At 46.6% G+C, this 20,577-nt stretch carries 15 protein-coding genes and 1 tRNA gene; 2 read left to right on the forward strand and 14 right to left on the reverse strand.

Going from position 1 to position 20,577, the window contains the following annotated elements; genetic code table 11:
* Positions 1-76: 76 nt before the first annotated feature.
* The 6 genes from FC83_RS05215 to ilvB form a co-directional block, all read right to left on the reverse strand.
* Positions 77-679: an ECF transporter S component gene (locus tag FC83_RS05215; protein ID WP_035454628.1), complete on the reverse strand. Its 603-nt coding sequence runs from the start codon at positions 677-679 to the stop codon at positions 77-79.
* 70 nt (positions 680-749) lie between these two features.
* Positions 750-2,639: an ABC transporter ATP-binding protein gene (locus FC83_RS05220; protein ID WP_057002482.1), complete on the reverse strand. Its 1,890-nt coding sequence runs from the start codon at positions 2,637-2,639 to the stop codon at positions 750-752.
* Positions 2,632-4,413: an ABC transporter ATP-binding protein gene (locus FC83_RS05225; protein ID WP_052004878.1), complete on the reverse strand. Its 1,782-nt coding sequence runs from the start codon at positions 4,411-4,413 to the stop codon at positions 2,632-2,634. The genes FC83_RS05220 and FC83_RS05225 overlap by 8 nt, the downstream gene beginning before the upstream one ends.
* A gap of 167 nt (positions 4,414-4,580) precedes the next feature.
* The gene (locus tag FC83_RS05230) at positions 4,581-5,363 is read right to left on the reverse strand and encodes an ABC transporter ATP-binding protein (RefSeq protein WP_035454630.1); all 783 of its coding nucleotides are present in this window, start codon (positions 5,361-5,363) and stop codon (positions 4,581-4,583) included.
* A 124-nt stretch (positions 5,364-5,487) separates the two neighbouring features.
* Positions 5,488-6,507 (reverse strand): ketol-acid reductoisomerase, encoded by a 1,020-nt coding sequence (gene ilvC, locus FC83_RS05235; protein WP_035454632.1) that lies wholly within the window; start codon positions 6,505-6,507, stop codon positions 5,488-5,490.
* 76 nt (positions 6,508-6,583) lie between these two features.
* Positions 6,584-8,293 (reverse strand): biosynthetic-type acetolactate synthase large subunit, encoded by a 1,710-nt coding sequence (gene ilvB, locus FC83_RS05240; protein WP_035454634.1) that lies wholly within the window; start codon positions 8,291-8,293, stop codon positions 6,584-6,586.
* A 752-nt stretch (positions 8,294-9,045) separates the two neighbouring features.
* Between ilvB and FC83_RS05245 the strand changes: the two genes are divergently transcribed.
* Entirely contained in the window at positions 9,046-9,744 is a 699-nt protein-coding gene (locus tag FC83_RS05245; protein WP_035454636.1) for an isocitrate lyase/phosphoenolpyruvate mutase family protein, read from the forward strand.
* A gap of 100 nt (positions 9,745-9,844) precedes the next feature.
* Positions 9,845-11,116, forward strand: a complete 1,272-nt coding sequence (ilvA, locus tag FC83_RS05250) for a threonine ammonia-lyase IlvA (RefSeq protein WP_035454638.1) — start codon at positions 9,845-9,847, stop codon at positions 11,114-11,116.
* Between the two features lie 57 nt (positions 11,117-11,173).
* Here the strand turns inward: ilvA and FC83_RS05255 are convergent.
* The 8 genes from FC83_RS05255 to nadE form a co-directional block, all read right to left on the reverse strand.
* Positions 11,174-11,258, reverse strand: a tRNA-Leu gene (locus FC83_RS05255).
* Positions 11,259-11,333: 75 nt separating this feature from the next.
* Positions 11,334-12,200, reverse strand: coding sequence for a homoserine kinase (thrB, locus tag FC83_RS05260; RefSeq protein WP_057002483.1), 867 nt, complete (start codon positions 12,198-12,200; stop codon positions 11,334-11,336).
* Entirely contained in the window at positions 12,197-13,486 is a 1,290-nt protein-coding gene (locus tag FC83_RS05265) for a homoserine dehydrogenase (RefSeq protein ID WP_035454640.1), read from the reverse strand. Before FC83_RS05265 ends, thrB begins: the two co-directional genes overlap by 4 nt.
* 29 nt (positions 13,487-13,515) lie before the next feature.
* Positions 13,516-13,980 (reverse strand): SprT family protein, encoded by a 465-nt coding sequence (locus FC83_RS05270; RefSeq protein ID WP_035454647.1) that lies wholly within the window; start codon positions 13,978-13,980, stop codon positions 13,516-13,518.
* On the reverse strand, positions 13,973-16,171 hold the full coding sequence (locus FC83_RS05275) for a Tex family protein (RefSeq protein ID WP_035454649.1): 2,199 nt from the start codon (positions 16,169-16,171) through the stop codon (positions 13,973-13,975). The genes FC83_RS05270 and FC83_RS05275 overlap by 8 nt, the downstream gene beginning before the upstream one ends.
* 111 nt (positions 16,172-16,282) lie before the next feature.
* Positions 16,283-16,717 (reverse strand): hypothetical protein, encoded by a 435-nt coding sequence (locus FC83_RS05280; protein WP_035454651.1) that lies wholly within the window; start codon positions 16,715-16,717, stop codon positions 16,283-16,285.
* A gap of 148 nt (positions 16,718-16,865) precedes the next feature.
* A complete protein-coding gene (locus tag FC83_RS05285; RefSeq protein WP_057002484.1) occupies positions 16,866-19,535 on the reverse strand; it encodes a cation-translocating P-type ATPase in 2,670 nt (889 codons plus the stop codon).
* A gap of 204 nt (positions 19,536-19,739) precedes the next feature.
* Positions 19,740-20,564: an ammonia-dependent NAD(+) synthetase gene (gene nadE, locus FC83_RS05290; protein WP_035454653.1), complete on the reverse strand. Its 825-nt coding sequence runs from the start codon at positions 20,562-20,564 to the stop codon at positions 19,740-19,742.
* Positions 20,565-20,577: the final 13 nt, after the last annotated feature.

A 20,577-nucleotide genomic window follows, 5' to 3' on the forward strand; every position in this document is an offset into this window, starting at 1 on the left:
TTAGAATTTCTGAGATTTTTGTTTTTCATCGGTGCACTTGACAGGGACCCTATCATTGCAAGGTGTGGCTCTTTTTTTAGTTATTTTTTCTAAATCGTAATAAGGGCATGCCAATCGTTGGCACTAACAAGGTGCCCACAATGGCTTCAATAATGGCATTAAAACTGACCAACACAATTAAAAACAGTAACAAGTTTTGGGTGTTAGCCGCCCCCGCTGTTTTCAATAAGACGCCGGCGCCCTTGAAGCTAAACCAACCCCAGGTGAATAAAACCACCAACACGGTATTGGTCAAAGCACTGAGCAGGCCGGTGATCCCTAAACTTAACGGCCGGTTGAGTTTGGTCCGTTTAACAAAAAAGCCGAACAATAGCCCAGCCACGACCCCCACCATGACCCGCGGGACAATGGCGATCAAGGGATTGGTGAATAACAAAATCGACAAAGGACCGTCTGGGGAAGTATAGGCTCGAAATAAGGATAACAAGCCCCAAACGCCTCCTAAAATTGCCCCATCCCGGGTACCTAAAATAACGGCACCTAACGCGACAGTAATATGCATCGTCGTGATGGCGACGCCGCCTGGAATAACCAGGGGAATATAAACCTGTAATACCAAAAGCGCAGACAGTAAGCCTAAAATGCTGACTTCAAATGCCGCACTGCGTGTTTTACCCATGTTGGCTTTACCTCCAAAATAAGTCTTATTGGTACCGCTATTATAACAACCAATAGACTATATTAAAAGCTTAATCTAGAATCGTTTTGCCGGTATATAGTTCGTAATATATGCCCTTTTGCGCCATTAAGGTGTCATGATTACCCCGCTCCTTAATTTCGCCGTCTTCAATGACTAAAATTAAATCAGCGTTGAAAATCGTGGATAGGCGGTGGGCGATGGCAAACGTGGTCCGATGGGCCATTAAATTATCCATCCCCACTTGAACTTGGCGTTCGGTTTTCGTATCGATACTAGAGGTGGCTTCGTCTAAAATCATCACCGGCGGATCAGCCACGGCCGCTCGGGCAATGGATAATAATTGGCGTTCCCCTTGGGATAAGGAACTGCCGCCGTTGGCAATCAGAGTTTGATAGCCTTGGGGTAGATTTTGAATAAACCCGTCAGCATTGGCTAACTTGGCAGCTTTTTCCACAGCAGCGTCGTCAGCATTCAGGTCCCCAATGCGAATATTATTAGCCACCGTATCTGTAAAGAGATTGGTCTCTTGTAAAACCATTCCCAAGGACTTTCGCAAAGAATCTTTTTTAATGTTCACAATATTGATGCCATCGTAGGTAATGGTCCCACTGCCAATTTCATAAAACCGATTCAACATATTGGTAATGGTGGTCTTCCCCGCCCCAGTGGCACCCACTAGCGCCACTTTTTGACCGGCTTCGGCCACCAAGTTGATATCTTTTAGAATTTGTTTGTGGCCATCATAGCTAAAGTCCACGTGGTCAAAGACTACCCGGCCCTGTAAGGGAATCAGGGCTGCTTGCTTGGGATCTTGCCAAGCGTAAACACTGCCCTGGTCATCTTGAACCAGCTGCCCATCGGCGCCGGCATGAGCTTTGACCAAGGTAACTTGGCCATTATCCACCTCTGATTTTTCATCCAGTAATTGGAAAATACGCTCTGCCCCGGCAAGGGCGATAATGATGGCATTTAATTGTTGAGAAATTTGCGAAATCGGTTGGCTGAAGTTGCGACTCAATTGCAAGAAGGCCGCGATGGCCCCTAGCGTCAACGCGCTGTTGTGACTTACCACGAGCACACCACCTACTAAAGCCGTCAGCACGTACAAGATATTCCCAATGTTGCCCATGATCGGGAACAACATGGTGGAATAGCCATTGGCTAAGGCCGCATCTTGGCGCAGGGACTCATTATATTTGTCAAAAGTCGCTTCAGATTCTTTTTCATGACTAAATACTTTCACGACTTTTAAACCATTTAAATTTTCTTCAATGAAGCCGTTGATTTGCCCTAATGAGCGTTGTTGGGCCTGGAAGTATTTGCTGGATCGATTACTTAAAAAGCGAATCACCCCAATACTCAAGGCAAAAATGAACAGCGATAAGATGGTCAATAAGGGGCTTAGGGTTAACATCCCCACGATAACAAACACAATGTTGAATAATGACGAGACAAATTGGGGCAAACTTTGACTGATCAATTGCATCAACGTATCCACATCATTGGTATAGCGACTCATCACATCTCCGTAATCATTGCGGTCAAAATACCCCACGGGCAAGGTTTGCATATGGGCAAACATATCATCACGAATACGCCGCTGAATCCGTTGGCCTAAAACCGGCATAATTTGCGTGAAGAGTAAAGTGGCAATGACCCCTACATAATAAATCCCCCCCATGATCAAAATAGCCCGGAATAGGTTAGAAAAATCATGACTGTGCTGCTGCACTAAGGGCAAGATGTAATCATCCACCAAACGTTGCAAGAATAAAGAACCCATGACCCCCGCTAAGGCCGCGATGATAATACTGATCATGGCCACGATCAACGGTAGCGGATAACTGGTGAAAATCAAGCCTAATAAGCGTTTGACCGTTGCCCCGGTATGCCGGGGGCCTGAGCCCTTTTTACCAAAAGAACGTACACCACTATTCATGACTGTCACCTACTTTCTGCAAGGTTGGCCCGGCGGGATTCACATCTGGATCTTGGGACGCATGGATTTGGGATTTATTCAAATCCTGGTAAATGGCATTTCTGGCCAATAATTCATCATGGGTCCCAATATCATTGATTTTGCCTTGGTCCATGACCACGATTTCATCAGCGCCTGAAATGGAAGAAATTCGCTGGGAAATCAAAATTTTGGTCATGTCCGGTAAATCGTGACTAAAGGCCTCTCTGATCTTTTGCTCAGTGGCCGTATCCACGGCACTGGTGGAATCATCCATGATCAATACTTTTGGCTGTTTCAACAGGGCCCGGGCAATGGTCAGCCGTTGTTTTTGGCCCCCGGATACGTTACTGCCGTCTTGTTCCACGTAAGTGTCATAGCCTTGGGGTAACTCATTGATAAAGTCATCTGCCTGGGCAAGTTTAGCCGCCGCGATCATTTGGGCATCCGTGGCATCGGGATTACCCCAGCGCAGATTGTCCTTAATGGTCCCAGAAAACAACATATTATTTTGTAACACCATGGCCACATTGTCCCGCAACGTTCGTAAATCGTAATTTTGTACCGGGATCCCCCCTACTTTCACCGTACCTTCATTGGCTTCATAAAGCCGAGGTAGCAGTTGTACCAGGGTGGATTTCCCCGAGCCCGTGGAACCAATGATCCCGATCAACGCACCATTTTGAATGTGTAAATTAATATCACTCAACGTGGGTTGTTTGCGTTTTTTAGCATAATAAAAGCTCACATCTTCAAAATCCACTGCGCCATTGGGCACTTCAGTCACGGGCTGCGCGGGATTAGTAATGGTGGCTGTTTCATTTAAAACGGCCACGATTCGATTGCCCGAAGCTTGGGACAAAGACAGTTGGGTGATAATATTGCTAAGCATCATCAAGCTAAATAATACCGACATGGCATAAGCAAACATACTGACTAATTGACCAGTTTGCATGCTATTGCCCACGATCATCTGACCCCCGATCCAAGAAATGGCCAAAATCGTCGTGTTGATCATAAAGGTCATCAACGGCGCATTTAACGCCAATAAGCGCTGGGCTTTAGAATAAGTGCTGAAAATATCGGTTGAGGCGGTGTTGAATTTGTGGATTTCTTCATTCTCCCGAACGAAAGTCTTCACCACACGAATTCCCCGCAGGTTTTCCGAAACAACTTGATTTAAGCGGTCATAACGTTTAAATACTTTTTGAAATAAAGGATAGGCAAAATGCACAATGATGTATAAGGCCACCCCTAAGATGGGGACCACCACTACGAAAATCGTAGCCATTTGGGCGTTGATATTAAAGGCCATGATGATGGAGAAAATCAGCATCAAAGGCGCCCGCACCGCAATTCGAATGGCCATTTGGTAAGCATTTTGCACGTTGGTGATATCCGTAGTCATCCGGGTCACCAAACTGGAGTTGGAGAAGTGGTCGATATTTTCAAAGGAAAATTTTTGAATATTATAGAAGATATCGTGGCGCAGGTTTTTGGAAAAGCCTGCCGCCGCGTGGCTGGAAAACCAGCTGGATGCCGCCCCGCTGGCTAATGAAACCACCGACATGGCTAATAGGATCAAGCCTAAGCGCCAAATAACATCCACGCGCCCGGGGGTGATCCCCTGGTCGATAATGGCCGCCATTAAAAATGGAATGAAGGTTTCGATCCCCACTTCAAGGGCTACTAACAGCGGTGTCAGTAATGATTGACGGCGGTATTCCCGTACTGCCGTCAATAGTGTTTTGAGCATCAGAATTCCCCCTAACCTAAACATGATAACGAATTCATTCATTATGGTCATTTTAGTTAATTTGGTCAAGAAAAGGTAGTTATATGCTTAGGTTAGCCAGTTTTCGCCACTTCAATTCTCAAAAAAAGATCCTGCCACTTTAAGCGTCAGAATCTTTAAATTACACCTTATTTCGGATAAACGGCAATACGGTTGCCGGTGATATGTTGGGTTTGGATGGGTTTTTGATAAAAATCTGATAAAACCGCATCTTGCATCAAGTCTTGTCGCGGCCCTTGTTGGACGATACGGCCGCCCCGCAATAACAACATGTGGTCAAAGGCCGGCAGGATTTCTTCCGTGTAATGGGACACCAATAACAAAGCCGGGCTATCTGGGCGCTTGGCAATGTCGGCTACCCTATTTAACAGCTCTTCTCTGGCAAACAGATCTAACCCATTACAAGGCTCGTCTAAAATTAACAACTGGGGTTGAGTCATCAAGGCCCGGGCAATCAAAATCAATTGGCGCTCCCCTTGGGATAAGACCGCATAAGGTTTGCCCAACAATTTGGCTCCCCCTAAGTCTTTGAGGATTTGCCGAGCTGTTTCTAAGTCCTCAGCGGCATATTCCTGATAGATGCCAATGCTGGCAAATTTGCCGGATAAAATGATCTCATCCACCACGTCTCCGGGATGTAATTCATCTTGTAGGGCCGTGCTGACCCAGCCAATTTTAGTCTTTAACTCTGGGATGCTGATGTGGCCGAATTGACCGCCCAATACTTCCAATTGGCCGCTACTAGGCCATAGATCGCCATGGATCATTTTTAACATAGTGGTTTTGCCAGCACCGTTTAAGCCAAGAATGGCCCAATTTTCCCCGGTATGGACTTGCCAACTCAAATGTTTGATAATTTCCCGCTTGCCTCGGGTGACGGATACATCGTCAAATTTTAAAATTCTCGCCATTAGCCTCACCTTTTCATCTGTAATAATATTAGTATTAAAAAAGGCAGCTGACTGTAAACCAAAGTTTAGGGTCAGCTGCTTTTTTGTGCATCAGTTAAGTCGTTATCAAACTAGGAGGTTTTGATTACTCAGCTGGTGTACTGTATTTATCGGCATCCTTAACGAATGGCATGTGTGAACGCAATTCAGCACCGACTTGTGATAATTGTGAATTAGCAGAACGTTCTCTGAGTTTGTAAAGTTCAGGGAAGCCAGCACGGTAATCGTCCATGAATTCACGGGCAAATTCGCCGTTTTGGATCCGTTTCAAAGCGTCTTTCATAGCTTGTTTAGATTCTTTGCCGATAACCTTAGGGCCAACAACGTATGAACCATATTCAGATGTATTAGAGCAGTCAGCATACATCTTGTTAAAGCCGCCTTCATAGATCAGATCACAGATTAATTTCATTTCATGTTCAACTTCAAAATAAGCTAATTGTGGTGAATAGCCAGCTTCAGTTAAGACTTCAAAGCCAGTTTCGATCAAGGCAGTTACCCCGCCCATCAGAACGTTTTGTTCACCGAACAGATCTTCTTCAGTTTCTTCTTTAAAGGTTGTCTCTAACAGGCCGGCGCGGGCAGCACCATTGCCTTTAGCGAATTCTTTAGATAAATCTTCAGCATGGCCGGAGTAATCTTGGTATGTAGCGTATAATGCTGGAACACCAAAACCTTCTTTATAAGTCCGACGACATAGGTTACCAGGACCTTTAGGGGCCATCATAACGACATCAACATTTGCTGGAGGTACGATTTCTTTATAATGAATGTTGAAACCATGGGAGAAGCCTAAGATGTTGCCTGGTTCTAAGTTGTCAGCAACTTCTTTTTTGTAAACATCAGCCATGACTTCATCAGGTGTTAACATTTGGATCCAGTCAGCTTTTTTAGCAGCTTCGGCAACTGGGTAAACATCGAAACCATCAATTTTGGCATTGTCAAAAGATTTACCGGGACGGATACCAATGATGACATTATAACCGGAATCTCTTAAGTTGTTGGCTTGGGCATGGCCTTGAGCACCATAACCGATAAAAGCGATTGTCTTATCTGCCAAATAGTTTGTTTGAACATCCTTGTCGTACAACATTTCTACATTCATATAAATGCCTCCATTTTTTGTGTGTTATATCTATACCTACAATCAACTGCATCCAGTTAATGTGATACCAAAATTATTATTGATCTAGCCCCATCATGTCATTATTGGCATGACCTGGCGCAATCATGGGATAAACCTGTTCATTTGTGGGAATGTTGACCTGAATCAAAGTCGGTTCCGGACTAGCCAATAGCTTACTGAGCCGTTGGTCTAAGTCATCGCCTTTTTTCAATTCGGCATAATCAATCCCATAGGCCTGGGCCAGGCCCGCAAAGTTCGGTTGGTGGGTAAACATCGTCTGGGAACGGCGATGCTGGTAAAACTCATCTTGCCACTGGCGAACCATGCCCAGGGTCTTGTTGTTTAACAACACCATTTTAACGTTCACATGCTCGGTGGCTAAGACTTCCAGCTCTTCGCTGGTCATCTGAAAGCCCCCATCCCCGACAAACAAGATAACTGTTTTATCAGGATTGGCGATTTTGGCGCCAATCGCTGCAGGGATACCAAAGCCCATGGTCCCTAAGCCCCCGGAAGTAACTAATTGCTTGGGGTGCTTGAAAGGATAGTACTGGGCAGCCCACATTTGGTGTTGGCCCACATCCGTGGTGACGATCGCTTCACCGTCAGTCACCCGACCGACAGCTTCAATCACTTCTTGAGGTTTCAAGAGTTGGTGACTCAGGCGATAATTGTAAGGATGTTGAGTCTGCCGCAGGTGCAATAAGTGTTGCCAGGCACTGGGCCGAGGTGCTGGTGCTGGCATTGCTAAGAGATAAGCCAGCGCCGTTTTAGCATCAGCGTTCACCCCATATTGTGTGGGAACGATCCGGCCAATTTGGCGGGGATCCACGTCGATATGGGCAATCGTAGCATCCTTGGCGAAGAGCTTGGGATTAGGGACTAAGCGGTCGTCGAAGCGGGCGCCAATGTTCAAGAGAAAATTGCACTCATCCAGCGCCATATTGGCGGCGTAAGTCCCGTGCATGCCCCCCATGCCTAAGAAATTAGGATCATCACTGGGGATCGTGCCTAGCCCTAGCAAGGTGCTGACGACAGGTAACTGCCATTTTGCCAAGAACTGGCGCACTGCTTCAGTTGCCCCGGCGGCACTGACCCCGGCACCAATCAAGACCAGCGGCTTGCTGGCTTGGTGCAACCCTTGCATAATTTCGGCAAGCATTGCTTTTTGACTGGGTTTCAAAGGGATAGCCCCTTTGAAATGAGTGGGTGTCGCTGGTTGGTCAGCATCCATGTAAGCACTCATGACATCTTTTGGTAAATCCACCACCACTGGCCCTTTGCGACCGCTTTGGGCGATGGTAAAGGCCTGATCCAAGATAGCTGCTAAGTCCTCAACCCGTTTAGGTTGAAAATTCGCCTTGGTGATGGCCTTAGTCATACTGATGATGTCCAGTTCCTGAAAAGCATTCGTGCCAATCACGCTGGTAGCAACCTGGCCGGTTAAAACTACCAAGGGGACGGAATCTAACATGGCATCGGCGATCCCGGTCATGGCGTTAGACGCCCCGGGACCGCTGGTGACACAGACAACCCCGGTTTTCCCGGTGGTTTTGGCGTACCCTTCAGCGGCATGCACCGCTGCTTGTTCGTGTCTGGTTAAAATGTTGGCAAAGGACTCAGTGTAAAAGGAATCATACACGGGTAAAACGGCACCGCCGGGATAACCAAACAACAGATCCACTCGATTTCTCACTAAAGCTTGAACCAATATTTCAGAACCGTTTAAATGTTGGGCCGGATTGGGCGACTGTTTTGCGAGCATGTAATCATCCTTTCTTTAATTTACCTGACTATCATTTTGCTTGCCGAAAGATTAATAATTACTCATCAACCTCTCATTGGTTTCTAACATTAACACAAATTTGAAACTTGTCAACAATTTTTTGATTTAATTTCAAAAAAATATTTTGGATTAAATTTGCGTCGTAACACGCATTATACACATAATTTTTGAAACGTAAAGCCTGAATTTCAAAAAATCAAAAATAAGTTTTTGGTGATAAACAAATCAACTTCTTGCTGATTGCCCAAATTTAACTTGATTTTTTTGTAAAGTCAACCCCATATTTTATAAATAAGGGAATTCCCTTATAGGCTTCTGAAAGCCTATTTTGTCGCCTTTAATGGAAGATTTTATGAATTTTTAAATATAAAGCTGTGAATTCCCAAAATAAGTGTTGACTTCTCTTCTCTGTGTGTTATATTTGGATAAATTAAAAGATTATTAAAGCAAAATTGGAACGAGTAAGAATTAACACACTTCACAGAGAGCCCGGAGTTGCTGTAAGCGGGTAGGTGTTCTTTCCGAAGGTTACTCCACGTACAGATTATCTGTATGCCATTGCAAAGCGACCAGGCTTTACCCTGGTGTAACGAGGTAGCAGATGTTCTGCTACGAAGTAAGGTGGTACCGCGTATAAAACGCCCTTTGATATTGATATCAGAGGGCGTTTTTTGTTTCCATTTTTTTGTTTTAGTTTTTGACTTAATTATTGTTTAAGAAAGGGATGTATTATGATGTCACACATTATTCCAGCTGCTTCAAATGCGTTAATGATCAAGTACTTAGAATCTCAAGGCTTCACAGAAGTCTATTTGGATAGTGTCTTAGTGAGTACCCAACTATTAGGGACGGCGGACACAACTTTATTAGACACCACGGAGTACCTGAATTATGTGCAACGTTTAGCCAACGCCACCACAATGAACATTATTGCGGATGCGCCTATTGACTGTGCCCAAAGTACATCCTGGACATTACCACAAACAATTGCCAAGCTTGAAGCCATTGGGACTCGGCGGATCATCATCGATGACCAACGTAGCCTAAATGATCCTCAAGAATTCCAAAAACAACTCCAAACTGCCCAAACAGTCATTACAAACGACGATACCCAAATTATCGCCGAATTGGATGGCTTTATTGACTATGGTATTATTGGGTTACAAGAACGAATTAGTATTGCAGAAGCTGCTGGCGTGGTGGATATTATTATCGGCCAAATTAGCAACTTAGATATTAGTGCGATTCAAAACTTATCAGTGGACCACAACATTAATTTAGTCATTGATAACCCAGAAATTAACTACAGCGCTGCTGGACAGTTAGAACCTGAATTCATCTTGGATACCTACCACGTATCCGAAGCCTTAACACGATCGGCGAAAACAATCAGCCAGAACATGATTATCAAAATGTTCATGGGTAATTAAAAAAGCCAATCAAACTTCGATGAAAAAGGGGTCAGCTAGCAGCTGACCCCTTTTTTATATAGATTTTCCAAAAAAAAAATTAATCTAAGGATGTGATCGAATGACAGTTAAACCAGTACAAACGCTATCCGCAACTGACGTAACCAAAGCATACGAGGTGCTCAAGCCAATTGTAAGCCACACACCTTTGCAATACTGTGCTTATTTATCACAGAAATATGACTGTAACGTCTATCTCAAACGTGAGGACTTACAAGCCGTCCGCTCCTTTAAAATTCGTGGGGCTTATTATGCCATTTCCAAAACCCCCGCTGAAACCAGAAAGCGCGGTGTCGTTTGTGCTAGTGCCGGCAACCATGCCCAAGGTGTAGCTTGGACTAGTGCCAAAATGAATATTCCAGCCACTATCTTTATGCCCACCACTACTCCCCGGCAAAAAATTGACCAAGTGAAATTCTTTGGTGGGGATAATGTCACCATCAAATTAGTGGGCGATGCTTTTGATGCCGCCAACACAGCTGCTTTAGAATTCTGCGAAAGCCACCATCAGACCTTTATCGCGCCTTTTAACGATTTAAACACCATGGCCGGGCAAGGCAGCCTCGCTGTAGAAGTCTTCGACGATCTGAAACAAGACAACAAAACTGCCGATATCTTATTTGCAGCCGTCGGCGGGGGTGGTCTGCTCAGTGGCATCAGTACCTATACCAAGTTCGCCAGCCCCACCACCAGTGTGGTAGGTGTGGAACCAGCTGGCGCTACTTCTATGGCTGAAGCCTTTGCTGTGGGTCACCCAGTTGCTATTTCTGAAATGGACAAGTTTGTGGACGGGGCCGCTGTGCAAAAAGTGGGTACTTTGACCTACGCCACTTGTCAAGAATATGTGGACCGATTAATTCAAGTCCCAGAGGGTTTAGTCAGCACAACTATCTTAGATTTATACACTAAGTTAGCCATTGTTGCCGAACCAGCTGGGGCTTTAAGTGTGGCCGCTTTAGAGACTTACAAAGACCATCTTGTGGGTAAAAACGTTGTTTGCGTCATCTCTGGTGGCAATAACGACATCAATCGCATGGCCGAAATTGAAGAGCGGGCTTTGATTTATCAAGGCTTGCAACATTACTTTGTGGTGAACTTCCCCCAAAGAGCCGGCGCTTTAAAGACATTTGTCAATGCTGTCTTGAATCCTGACGATGACATCACGAAGTTTGAATACACTAAAAAAGTCAATAGCGGCATGGGGCCGGTCTTGATTGGTATCCGTTTAGGGGATGCTAAGAATCTAGGCCAGCTTTTAGCGCGCTTACATGACTTTGATCCTAAATACATCAACTTGCAAAAGAACCAAATGCTCTACCGCATGCTGGTTTAAACCCAAAAAAACGGCTGCCCCTAAGGACAGCCGTCAATCAAATGTTTGTTTTGCTGATGCGGGCGAGAAGACTCGAACTTCCACGGGGATAATTCCCCACAAGATCCTTAATCTTGCGCGTCTGCCATTCCGCCACGCCCGCATTGCTTTTATGCGAATCGCACAAAAACAATTATATTCTATGGGCGATTGGTCTGTCAACTAGAATCTGTAATTCTTAGTTGATCACCCGAGCGCCCAAGCGGTCAATGGTCAACTTTTTAACAGTACCGGCCAAGTTAGCCGCGGCTAAAGCTGCCATAACTTGCGGGGTTTGGTCTTTTTCGGCCACAGTCATCACCGTGGGCCCAGCGCCAGAGAGATAAGTCCCCACATGGGGGACTTGTTGCAGCAAATGGCGAATTTTATCCAAGTCCGGCACTAACTTACGCCGGAACTGTTCATGAAATTCATCTTGAATCATTAACCGGCTGATCAGGTCAATATTTTGTTGGGCGATAGCCGCCACATACACATTTCCCACCGCAGCGCCGTGAACTGCTTTACCGAAGGCTAATTTGTCTGGTAAAGCTTCACGGCTTTCTTTTGTCCTTAATTCCTGATTAGGAATATAAGCAATGAAATCCAGCTTGGGATAGGGCACTTGTAAGGCATCGCACCAATCCCCATCGTAAGTAGCAGCGACGAAATCTCCTAAAACTGCTGGGGCCACATTATCCGGATGCCCTTCTAATTTCGTGGCTAATTGTAACAACATAGTATCATCTAAGTTCATCTGCCCTAATTCATTGGCCAACAATAAGCCGGCCACAATGGCAGAACTACTGCTGCCCAAGCCCCGGGCTAAGGGAATATCGGAGGTAACTTTCAAATGGTGGGGGGTCAAATCCCCATTAATGGCTAAGGCGGTGCGCACCACCAAATTAAATTGATTGGTGGGCACGTTACTGCCAAAGTCATGCTCCACAAACCAGTCAGCGGATTCTTCCAACACTTCAACGACCAAGTAAGCATTCAAGGCGATACCTAATGAATCAAAGCCCGGACCACAGTTTGCAGAAGTGGCAGGTGCGATGATTCTCATTTTTGGGCCTCCAATACTTTGTAGCTAGCTTTCAATTCAATAGAAGCTTCTTGATCGATTTGGTCGATGATGGTATGCAATTGGGCCAGGCTGATATTATGGGTGATGGCCACGACCCGAGCTTCCTTGCCATCCGTTTCAGTTTGGACCACTTGGCTGACCGAAGTTTGCGCTTCGGTGAGGATCTGAGTCAGCTTTAAGAGTTGCCCAGGGATGTCCGGCATTTTAACTGCTATATAATAAGAAGAAAAAATTTCAGATGGTTTGGCTAGGGCCGCTTTTTGGCGGTAGCCATTGAAGGTATTGCCGCTGGTCCCTAAGACAATATTCTTGGTGGTGGCGATAATATCACTGACCACACTATTGGCCGTTGGCATCTTGCCGGCACCGGGGCCATAAAACATGGTGGTCCCTACAGCCGCGCCCTTGACCAATACAGCATTGTTTTCATTTTGAATAGTGGCTAAGGGATGATCATTTGGCACTAACACTGGGGCCACGGAAACGGCCAAATGGTCGTTGATTTCAGCGGATTCCCCCACCAATTTCACGGTATAGCCCATGGATTTGGCTTGTTGGATATCCACGGCATCGATCTTATCAATCCCTTCCACGGACAAATCGGACAACTTCACATTGGTCCCGTAGGCAAATTGGGTCAAGATGATCATCTTATAAGCCGCATCGATACCCTTCACATCATTGGTGGGATCACTTTCCGCAAAGCCTAATTCTTGGGCGGACTTCAAAGCCGCCTCATAAGTCATCCCCTTGGCCACCATTTGGGTCAAGATGTAATTGGTGGTGCCATTGACGATCCCTTTGACATCTTCAATTTGATCGGCCGCAAAACTATTGACGATGGTCCGTAAAATTGGGATGCCACCGGCCACACTGGCTTCGTAGAATAAATCGGAATGGTTAGCTTGGGCAATTTTCACCAGTTCACTCCCACGTTGGGCGATTAAATCCTTATTAGCGGTCACCACATGCTTGCCATTTTTCAAGGCTTGGATGATGTAGTCCTTGGTGGGATCAACGCCACCCATGACTTCGACGACAATTTGGATGTCGGGATCATTTAAAACCGCATTCACATCATCAGTGAGTTCAATGCCCAGTTCTGCAACTTCTGGATGGGCGGCCACATGTCGCACGGCAATCTTGGTAATCTCCAAGCGCCGACCGGTAATGGCCGAGATCTTTTCTTGATGTTCCTGCATAATCTTGAGCACACCGCCACCGACAGTGCCTAAACCAAGCATACCTACTTTAATGCTTTCCATGTGTGAAACCTCCATTAAGTTACATTTTTTTATGATGCTTTTTGTTGGATGGTACGTATATGTGCTAATTTGCCGCCACAAACCCCGCAGGCATAGCGGGCCGTGTTAAGTTTGCGTTGCCGGAGATATTGTTTGTGGCAGTTGGTGCATTGATACAGTTCTTGTTTTTGACCAGCCTTAGGTAAGGGTGGTGCAAAACGGCTACCGCCCACTTGGGCCAACAATTGCTTAAATTCTACACTACGGTGGTCATAGGGCAACCCTGCCAAGTGTAAATGGTAGTGACATAATTCGTGTTTGATCACCCCGGTCAAGGTAGCCACATCATAGGTGGCTAATATGCGGGGGTTGATATCAATGTGGTGGTCGGCTAAATGGTAGCGACCGCCGGTGGTTTTCAACCGGGCATTGAAGTTTGCCTGGTGGGTAAAAGGCCGTTGAAAAGCCTGCAACGAAATTTGTTGGATCAATGCTGTGAGTTCTTGATCAGTCACCGCTAACCGCCCGCTTTTGTTTGTTAGGATCTAACATGGTCAATTGGACCCGCTCGCGCTTCACATCCACACTTAAGACCCACACATCCACGATATCCCCCACAGCCACCACTTGGCTGGGGTCTTTAATGAAGTGATTGGTCAATTGAGAAATGTGCACCAGGCCATCATGCTTCACACCAATGTCCACGAAGGCGCCAAAATCCACCACATTGCGCACGGTGCCCTGTAAGGCCATCTTGGGTTTTAAGTCTGCGATGGTCAACACATCTTGCCGTAATAAAGGTGCGGGGATATCATCCCGTAAGTCTCGACCTGGTTTGGCTAAACTAGCTTGAATATCCGTCAAGGTGGCCGCCCCCACGTCCAGCGTTTCGGCCATGCTGGCAAGGTCCACTTTTTGTAAAGCGGCTTGCAGGGCTGGTGTGCCCACATCGGTCAAGCTAAAGCCCAAAGCTTTTAAGAAGGCTTTGGCTACGGGGTAGCTTTCCGGATGGATATCGGTATTGTCCAGGGGATTTTTACCATCAATAATCCGCAGGAAACCCACAGATTGTTCAAAGGCTTTGGGCCCTAAGCGGGGCACTTTCTTCAATTCTTGGCGGGCGGTAAAGGTACCCCCGTCATTGCGAAAGGCCACAATATTTTGGGCCGTGGTGGCGGTCAACCCAGAAATATGGGTCAACAATTCCGGACTGGCGGTATTTAAATTGACCCCCACGTTGTTCACCACATCCCCCACCACGTCATCTAATTGGGCGCTGAGTTCTTTTTGGGACACATCGTGTTGGTATTGCCCTACCCCGACAGCTTCCGGGTCGATCTTCAGCAATTCCGCCAAAGGATCTTGCAGGCGCCGGGCGATACTGACGGCACTACGCTCTTCCACGTGAAAATCCGGGAATTCTTTGCGGGCATTGTCACTGGCGGAATAAACTGAAGCGCCAGCCTCGTTGACGATCACAAAGTAGACTTGCCGTTTCAAGGTTTTTAAGACACTAGCCACAAATTCCACGGATTCTCGACTAGCTGTCCCATTGCCAATGGCGATCATTTCCACCTTATTTTTTTCCAGGAAGTCTTTAAATAAGCCAGGGGCCGCGTGGCGTTTAGCGGCTGGGGCGGGATGATGGGGATAAATCACCAATTTATCTAAGAACTTCCCAGTGCCATCCACCACGGCTAATTTACAACCGGTCCGGTAAGCTGGGTCAAAGCCCAAGACAATGCGGCCCTTCATTGGGGGTTGCAACAGCAGGTGCTTCAAGTTTTCCCCGAAGACGTCAATGGCCTTGGCATCAGCTTCGGCCTTTAAAGCCCCGCGAATTTCTCGCGCAATGGCTGGGGCAATAAAGCGTTGGTAGCCATCCCATACTGCGTCTTGCACCAGGGGTGCCACAGCACTATTGGCATTTTTCAGATAAAGTTGATCTAAATGCCACTTGATGCGGTTTTCTGACACCACTAAATTGACTTTTAAAACGCCTTCTTTTTCCCCACGATTGATGGCCAGGATCCGATGGGAAACTAATTTTTTGATGGGTTCATCAAAATCATAGTAAATTTCATAAACGCCCTTTTCATCCAAGGCCTTATCCTTCACCGTGCTAGTCAAATGGCCATTGTTTTCGGTAAATGTCCGCACCCAAGCCCGCAGGTCCGCTTCGTCAGAAACGAATTCGGCGATGATTTCATGGACCCCGGCGGCCACCGCCTCAGTGTCCGGCAGTTCTTTAGCGGAATCCACATATTTTTCTAAGGCACTTTGCAATTGGGCTTCTGTGGTTAAATCCTGTTGCATGAGTTGCAGGGTCAAGGGTTCTAAGCCCCGCTCCTTGGCGATGGTGGCCTTGGTGCGGCGTTTCTTCTTATAAGGCAGATATAAATCTTCAATGGTCTGAAGTTTATCGGCCTGTTGAACTTTTTGGCGTAATTCTGGGGTCAACTTGCCCTGTTCGTCAATGTTGTTCAGCACTTCGGTCCGGCGCTTTTCCAGATTTTCTAAGTAATTATAAGTATGTTCAATCTCCCGAATTTGCACTTCATCTAAAGAACCGGTGCGTTCTTTCCGATACCGGGCAATGAAGGGTACGGTGTTGCCATCGTCTAATAAACCCAAAACAGCATTGATTTGTTTGCGCTGATATTGGTGCAATTGGGTGGCGGTTAAGTTGATAATATCGTTATCCATAAAAACCTCTAATTCTTCCTCAGTCAAATCGAATATTAAATAGATTCTAACACAATTCTAATGGTTAAGAAAAGCGTGACAAGACCAATTGGCCCCATCACGCACAAAAAATTACATTAATTGTGTTAACTTTTGGATGTACTTGCTGATTTTTTCAGATGCTTCATCTTGGGCTTTTTCAGCAGCCGCAAAGGCACTTTTAGAGATGGTGCGGTTGTCTTGCATACTGTCCACCATGGCTTGGCAGCCATCTACAAAATCTTGGTAGGCGGATACTAAATTAAATTGGGTCCCCGCAACCCGGGCTGGGGCTGGGGTCTTCTTCAATTTATTCAATTGGTCTTTGTAGCTGTCCGTGCCCCGTTGGAAATGTTCTTGAATGGCCCAGTAGTCATCTGAGGGGATGTCAGCCACTGTGTCAGTTTCAACGGCTTTTTTTAACTTTTCAAAGTCCCCGTTTAAATCTGATTGGTTATCTTCTAAGTTCTGAACTAGCCCGTTGATCATCTGGGCATAACGTACCGCTTTTTGTTGTATTTTATTCATGCGCAAAAACCTCCAAGTCAATTATAGCAAATCTCAAGGGCGGTATGGGGCCAGTTTAGAAATTTTAACCCATTACCCTGAAATAAAGCCGGTGCAAAAAAAGATTCAAAGTCGACAAATTGCCGATTTTGAATCTTTTTGAATGCTTTTATTGTTTGCCCATACGCCGTTGTACAAATTTCACGATTTCCACGATGACTAAGATGGCGATCCCGGCTACTAAGACAGCAGACCATTGGGATAGATCCAAGTAAGTCACGTGGAACAAGCCGTTAAAGCCAGGTACGGCAATGGTTGCTCCTAATAAGACGAAGGAACCTAAGATTGCCCAGTTGAAAGACTTGTTGGCAAAAGGATGAATGGTGAATAGGGATTGGTGAATGGATTTTACGTTGAAGGCATGGAACAGTTGGATCAATCCTAAGGTGGCATAGGCCATGGTCAAGGCATCGGCGTGAATAGCATCATAAGTGCTATGCACTGGGAAGTTGATGCCCCACAGATAAACCCCTAAGGTCAAGGCCCCTTCTAAAATTCCTTGATACAAGACGGAACTGGCCACCCCACCGGAGAAGAAATTAGAACTACGGCCCCGGGGCTTGCGGTCCATGATGCCGGGTTCGGTAGGTTCTACACCCAGGGCAATGGCTGGGAAGGTATCGGTGACTAAGTTGATCCACAGTAATTGCACAGGTTTTAAAATGTCCCAACCCATTAAGGTCATCATGAACAGGGTCAAGACTTCCCCTAAGTTAGCAGACAGGAGATATTGAATGGATTTTTGAATGTTGGCAAAGACTTTACGGCCTTCTTCAACGGCCACCACGATGGTGGCGAAGTTATCATCGGCTAAGACCATATCACTGGCCCCTTTGGAAACTTCGGTCCCGGTGATCCCCATGCCCACACCAATGTCGGCGGACTTCAAGGCTGGGGCATCGTTGACCCCATCCCCGGTCATGGCGACAACTTTGTCCTTATCCTGCCAAGCTTTCACAATACGCACTTTATGCTCTGGAGAAACCCGGGCATAAACCGAATATTGATCAACTTTTTCATCAAAGGTCTTGTCATCCATGGCATCTAATTGGGCCCCAGTGATGACCGCGTCATCATCGCCGGGTTCAATGATGCCCAAGCGGCCGGCGATGGCTTCGGCGGTGACTTGGTGGTCTCCGGTGATCATAATTGGCCGAATGCCGGCTGCTTTAGCTTTTTCAACGGCCGCTTTAGCTTCAGGCCGTTCCGGATCAATCATCCCCACTAAACCGGAGAAAATCAAATCTTGTTCTAAGGTTTCCGTATCTAATTGATCTGGTAATTTATCAATATATTTATAGGCCATGGCCAACACCCGCAGGGCATTTTGGGCCAGGCTGGTATTCACGTCAAGAATTGCTTGTTCAGCAGCTGGGGTCATGGCTTGCACCTGCCCCTTGGCGGCCACTTGGGTCACCCGTTTCAGCAATTGATCCGGGGCCCCTTTCACCGCCACAAACAGGCGGCCATCTTTTAATTGGTGCACGGTGGACATTAATTTCCGGTCAGAATCAAAGGGCAATTCCGCCACCCGGGGTTCTTTTTCAACTTCATCGGTGACATTGAAATTATGGTCAAAGCCATATTGCACCAAGGCCGTTTCCGTGGGATCCCCCAGTAAATTACCGTCTTCTTGGACCTGGGTATCATTACTCATGGTCATGACCCGTAACGTGGTATCAGCTGGGGCAATATCGGCAGCGGCGTCTTGCATCTGGCCGTTGGTATACACTTTTTCCACGGTCATTTGGTTCATGGTCAAAGTCCCAGTTTTATCAGAAGCGATAATATCCGTACTGCCTAAAGTTTCCACAGCGGGTAATTTCCGGACCAAAGCATTTCTTTTGGCCATCTTTTGGGTCCCCAAGGCCAAAATAATGGTGACGATAGCTGGCAGGCCTTCTGGAATGGCGGCCACGGCTAGAGAAATAGAAACCAGCAACATATCGATCCAGCTGGCATCTCCGCGCATGAAGCCAATGACAAACATGATGGCGGCGATGATCAAGATCAAAACAGTTAGGGTCTTACCTAGAGAGTTCAAGTTATCCTGCAATGGGGTGGTGGTTTCTTTGGCACTGTTCAACATCCCGGCGATTTGACCCACTTGGGTATGCATCCCCGTGCCAACTACCACGCCCACACCCCGACCATAGGTGACGTTACTATTCATAAAGGCCATGTTGTTGCGATCCCCTAGGGGCACATCATCTTTAGCAATGGTGGCCACATCTTTTTCCGTGGGAACGGATTCACCGGTAAGGGCGGCTTCTTCAATTTTCAAAGAAGCCGCATCTAACAGGCGTAGGTCCGCTGGGACCACATCCCCCGCTTCCAACAACACGATGTCCCCAGGGACCAGTTGGTCACTGCTGATGGATAAAATCGCGTTGTTGCGCCGTACCCGGGCTTCCGGGGTGGCCATTTCTTTTAAGGCATCGATGGCTTCTTCAGCCTTGGATTCTTGGATCACGCCCATAAAGGCGTTGATCAAGACCACTGCTAAGATGATCAAAGCATCGGCCCATTCCCGGGCCACTAACCCGGAAATCAAAGCTGCCACCAATAAAACAATGATCATAAAATCTTTAAACTGATCCAAGAAACGTTGCAGCTTAGTTTTACGTTTGCCCTCCGCTAATGCATTGGGGCCGTATTTCGCTAAGTTGGCATTCACTTGTTCGCCCGTTAAACCGGTGCGCTTGGAATCAACCGCGGCCAAAACTTTGTCCACATCTTGGGCAAAGTATTTGGGTTGTTGCTTTTGCTGGTCCGTCATTTTTAAACTCCCTTTCATCAAAGTAAACAAAAAGAGACTCATGTGTCGTCAATTTGCCTAACACACAAGTCTCACTATTTAAGATAACACCAGAGGCTCATGACTCAATCACGACTCTTGCTGACGATGTTACCGCGGTTATCCGCTAGTTACTCCCTTGTCAATAACATAATTATAACTTAGTTCTTAAGGCCAACGCAAGCCTTATTTCCAGAAGTCATCAAACACCGTAATTGGTAAGTGGCGCTTGTGTTGGGTCCGTTGATAAATGGCTTCAAGCTTCTCAGCGGCGGCCGGGTCGATGTCTTTACCTTCTAAGTAGTCATCGATTTGGTCATAAGTCACCCCTAGGGCCACTTCATCAGGCAGTGCCGGACGATCTTCTTCCAGATCAGCCGTGGGGGTCTTTTCATATAAATGTTCTGGCGCGTTTAACACTTTCAGTAACGCCTTGCCTTGGCGCTTATCCAAGCGATACAGCGGGGTGACATCCGCGGCCCCATCCCCAAATTTGGTATAAAAGCCGGTGATATTTTCCGCCGCATGGTCCGTCCCCACCACAACCCCTTGGGTTTGGCCGGCGATGCCGTATTGGGCGATCATCCGGGCCCGGGCTTTGATATTACCCTTATTAAAATCACTGATGGTTAGTTGATTGGCTTCTAAAGCCGCCACCATGGCATCCACGCTGGGTTTGATATTCACCCGCAGGACTTGATCGGCCTTGATAAAAGCAATCGCCGCCATGGCGTCAGCTTCATCGGCTTGTTCCCCATAAGGTAAGCGCACGGCGATGAATTGGTAACTGTCATCCCCGGTTTCTTGGCGCAATGCCGTAATAGCCAATTGGGTCAAAGCCCCGGTCAAGGTGGAATCTTGGCCCCCAGAAATCCCCAAGACATAGGTCTTTAGGCCCGTCTTTTGTAAATAAGCTTTTAAGAAATCCACCGAACGGCGAATCTCAGCTTGCGGATCAATGGTGGGTAAGGTTTTTTCAACTGCAATAATTTCTTTTTGTAATGGCCGCATAGTGCCAACTCCT

Origin of the sequence: Agrilactobacillus composti DSM 18527 = JCM 14202, from assembly GCF_001436375.1 — a bacterium.
In the GTDB taxonomy this organism is placed as follows: Bacteria; Bacillota; Bacilli; order Lactobacillales; family Lactobacillaceae; genus Agrilactobacillus; species Agrilactobacillus composti.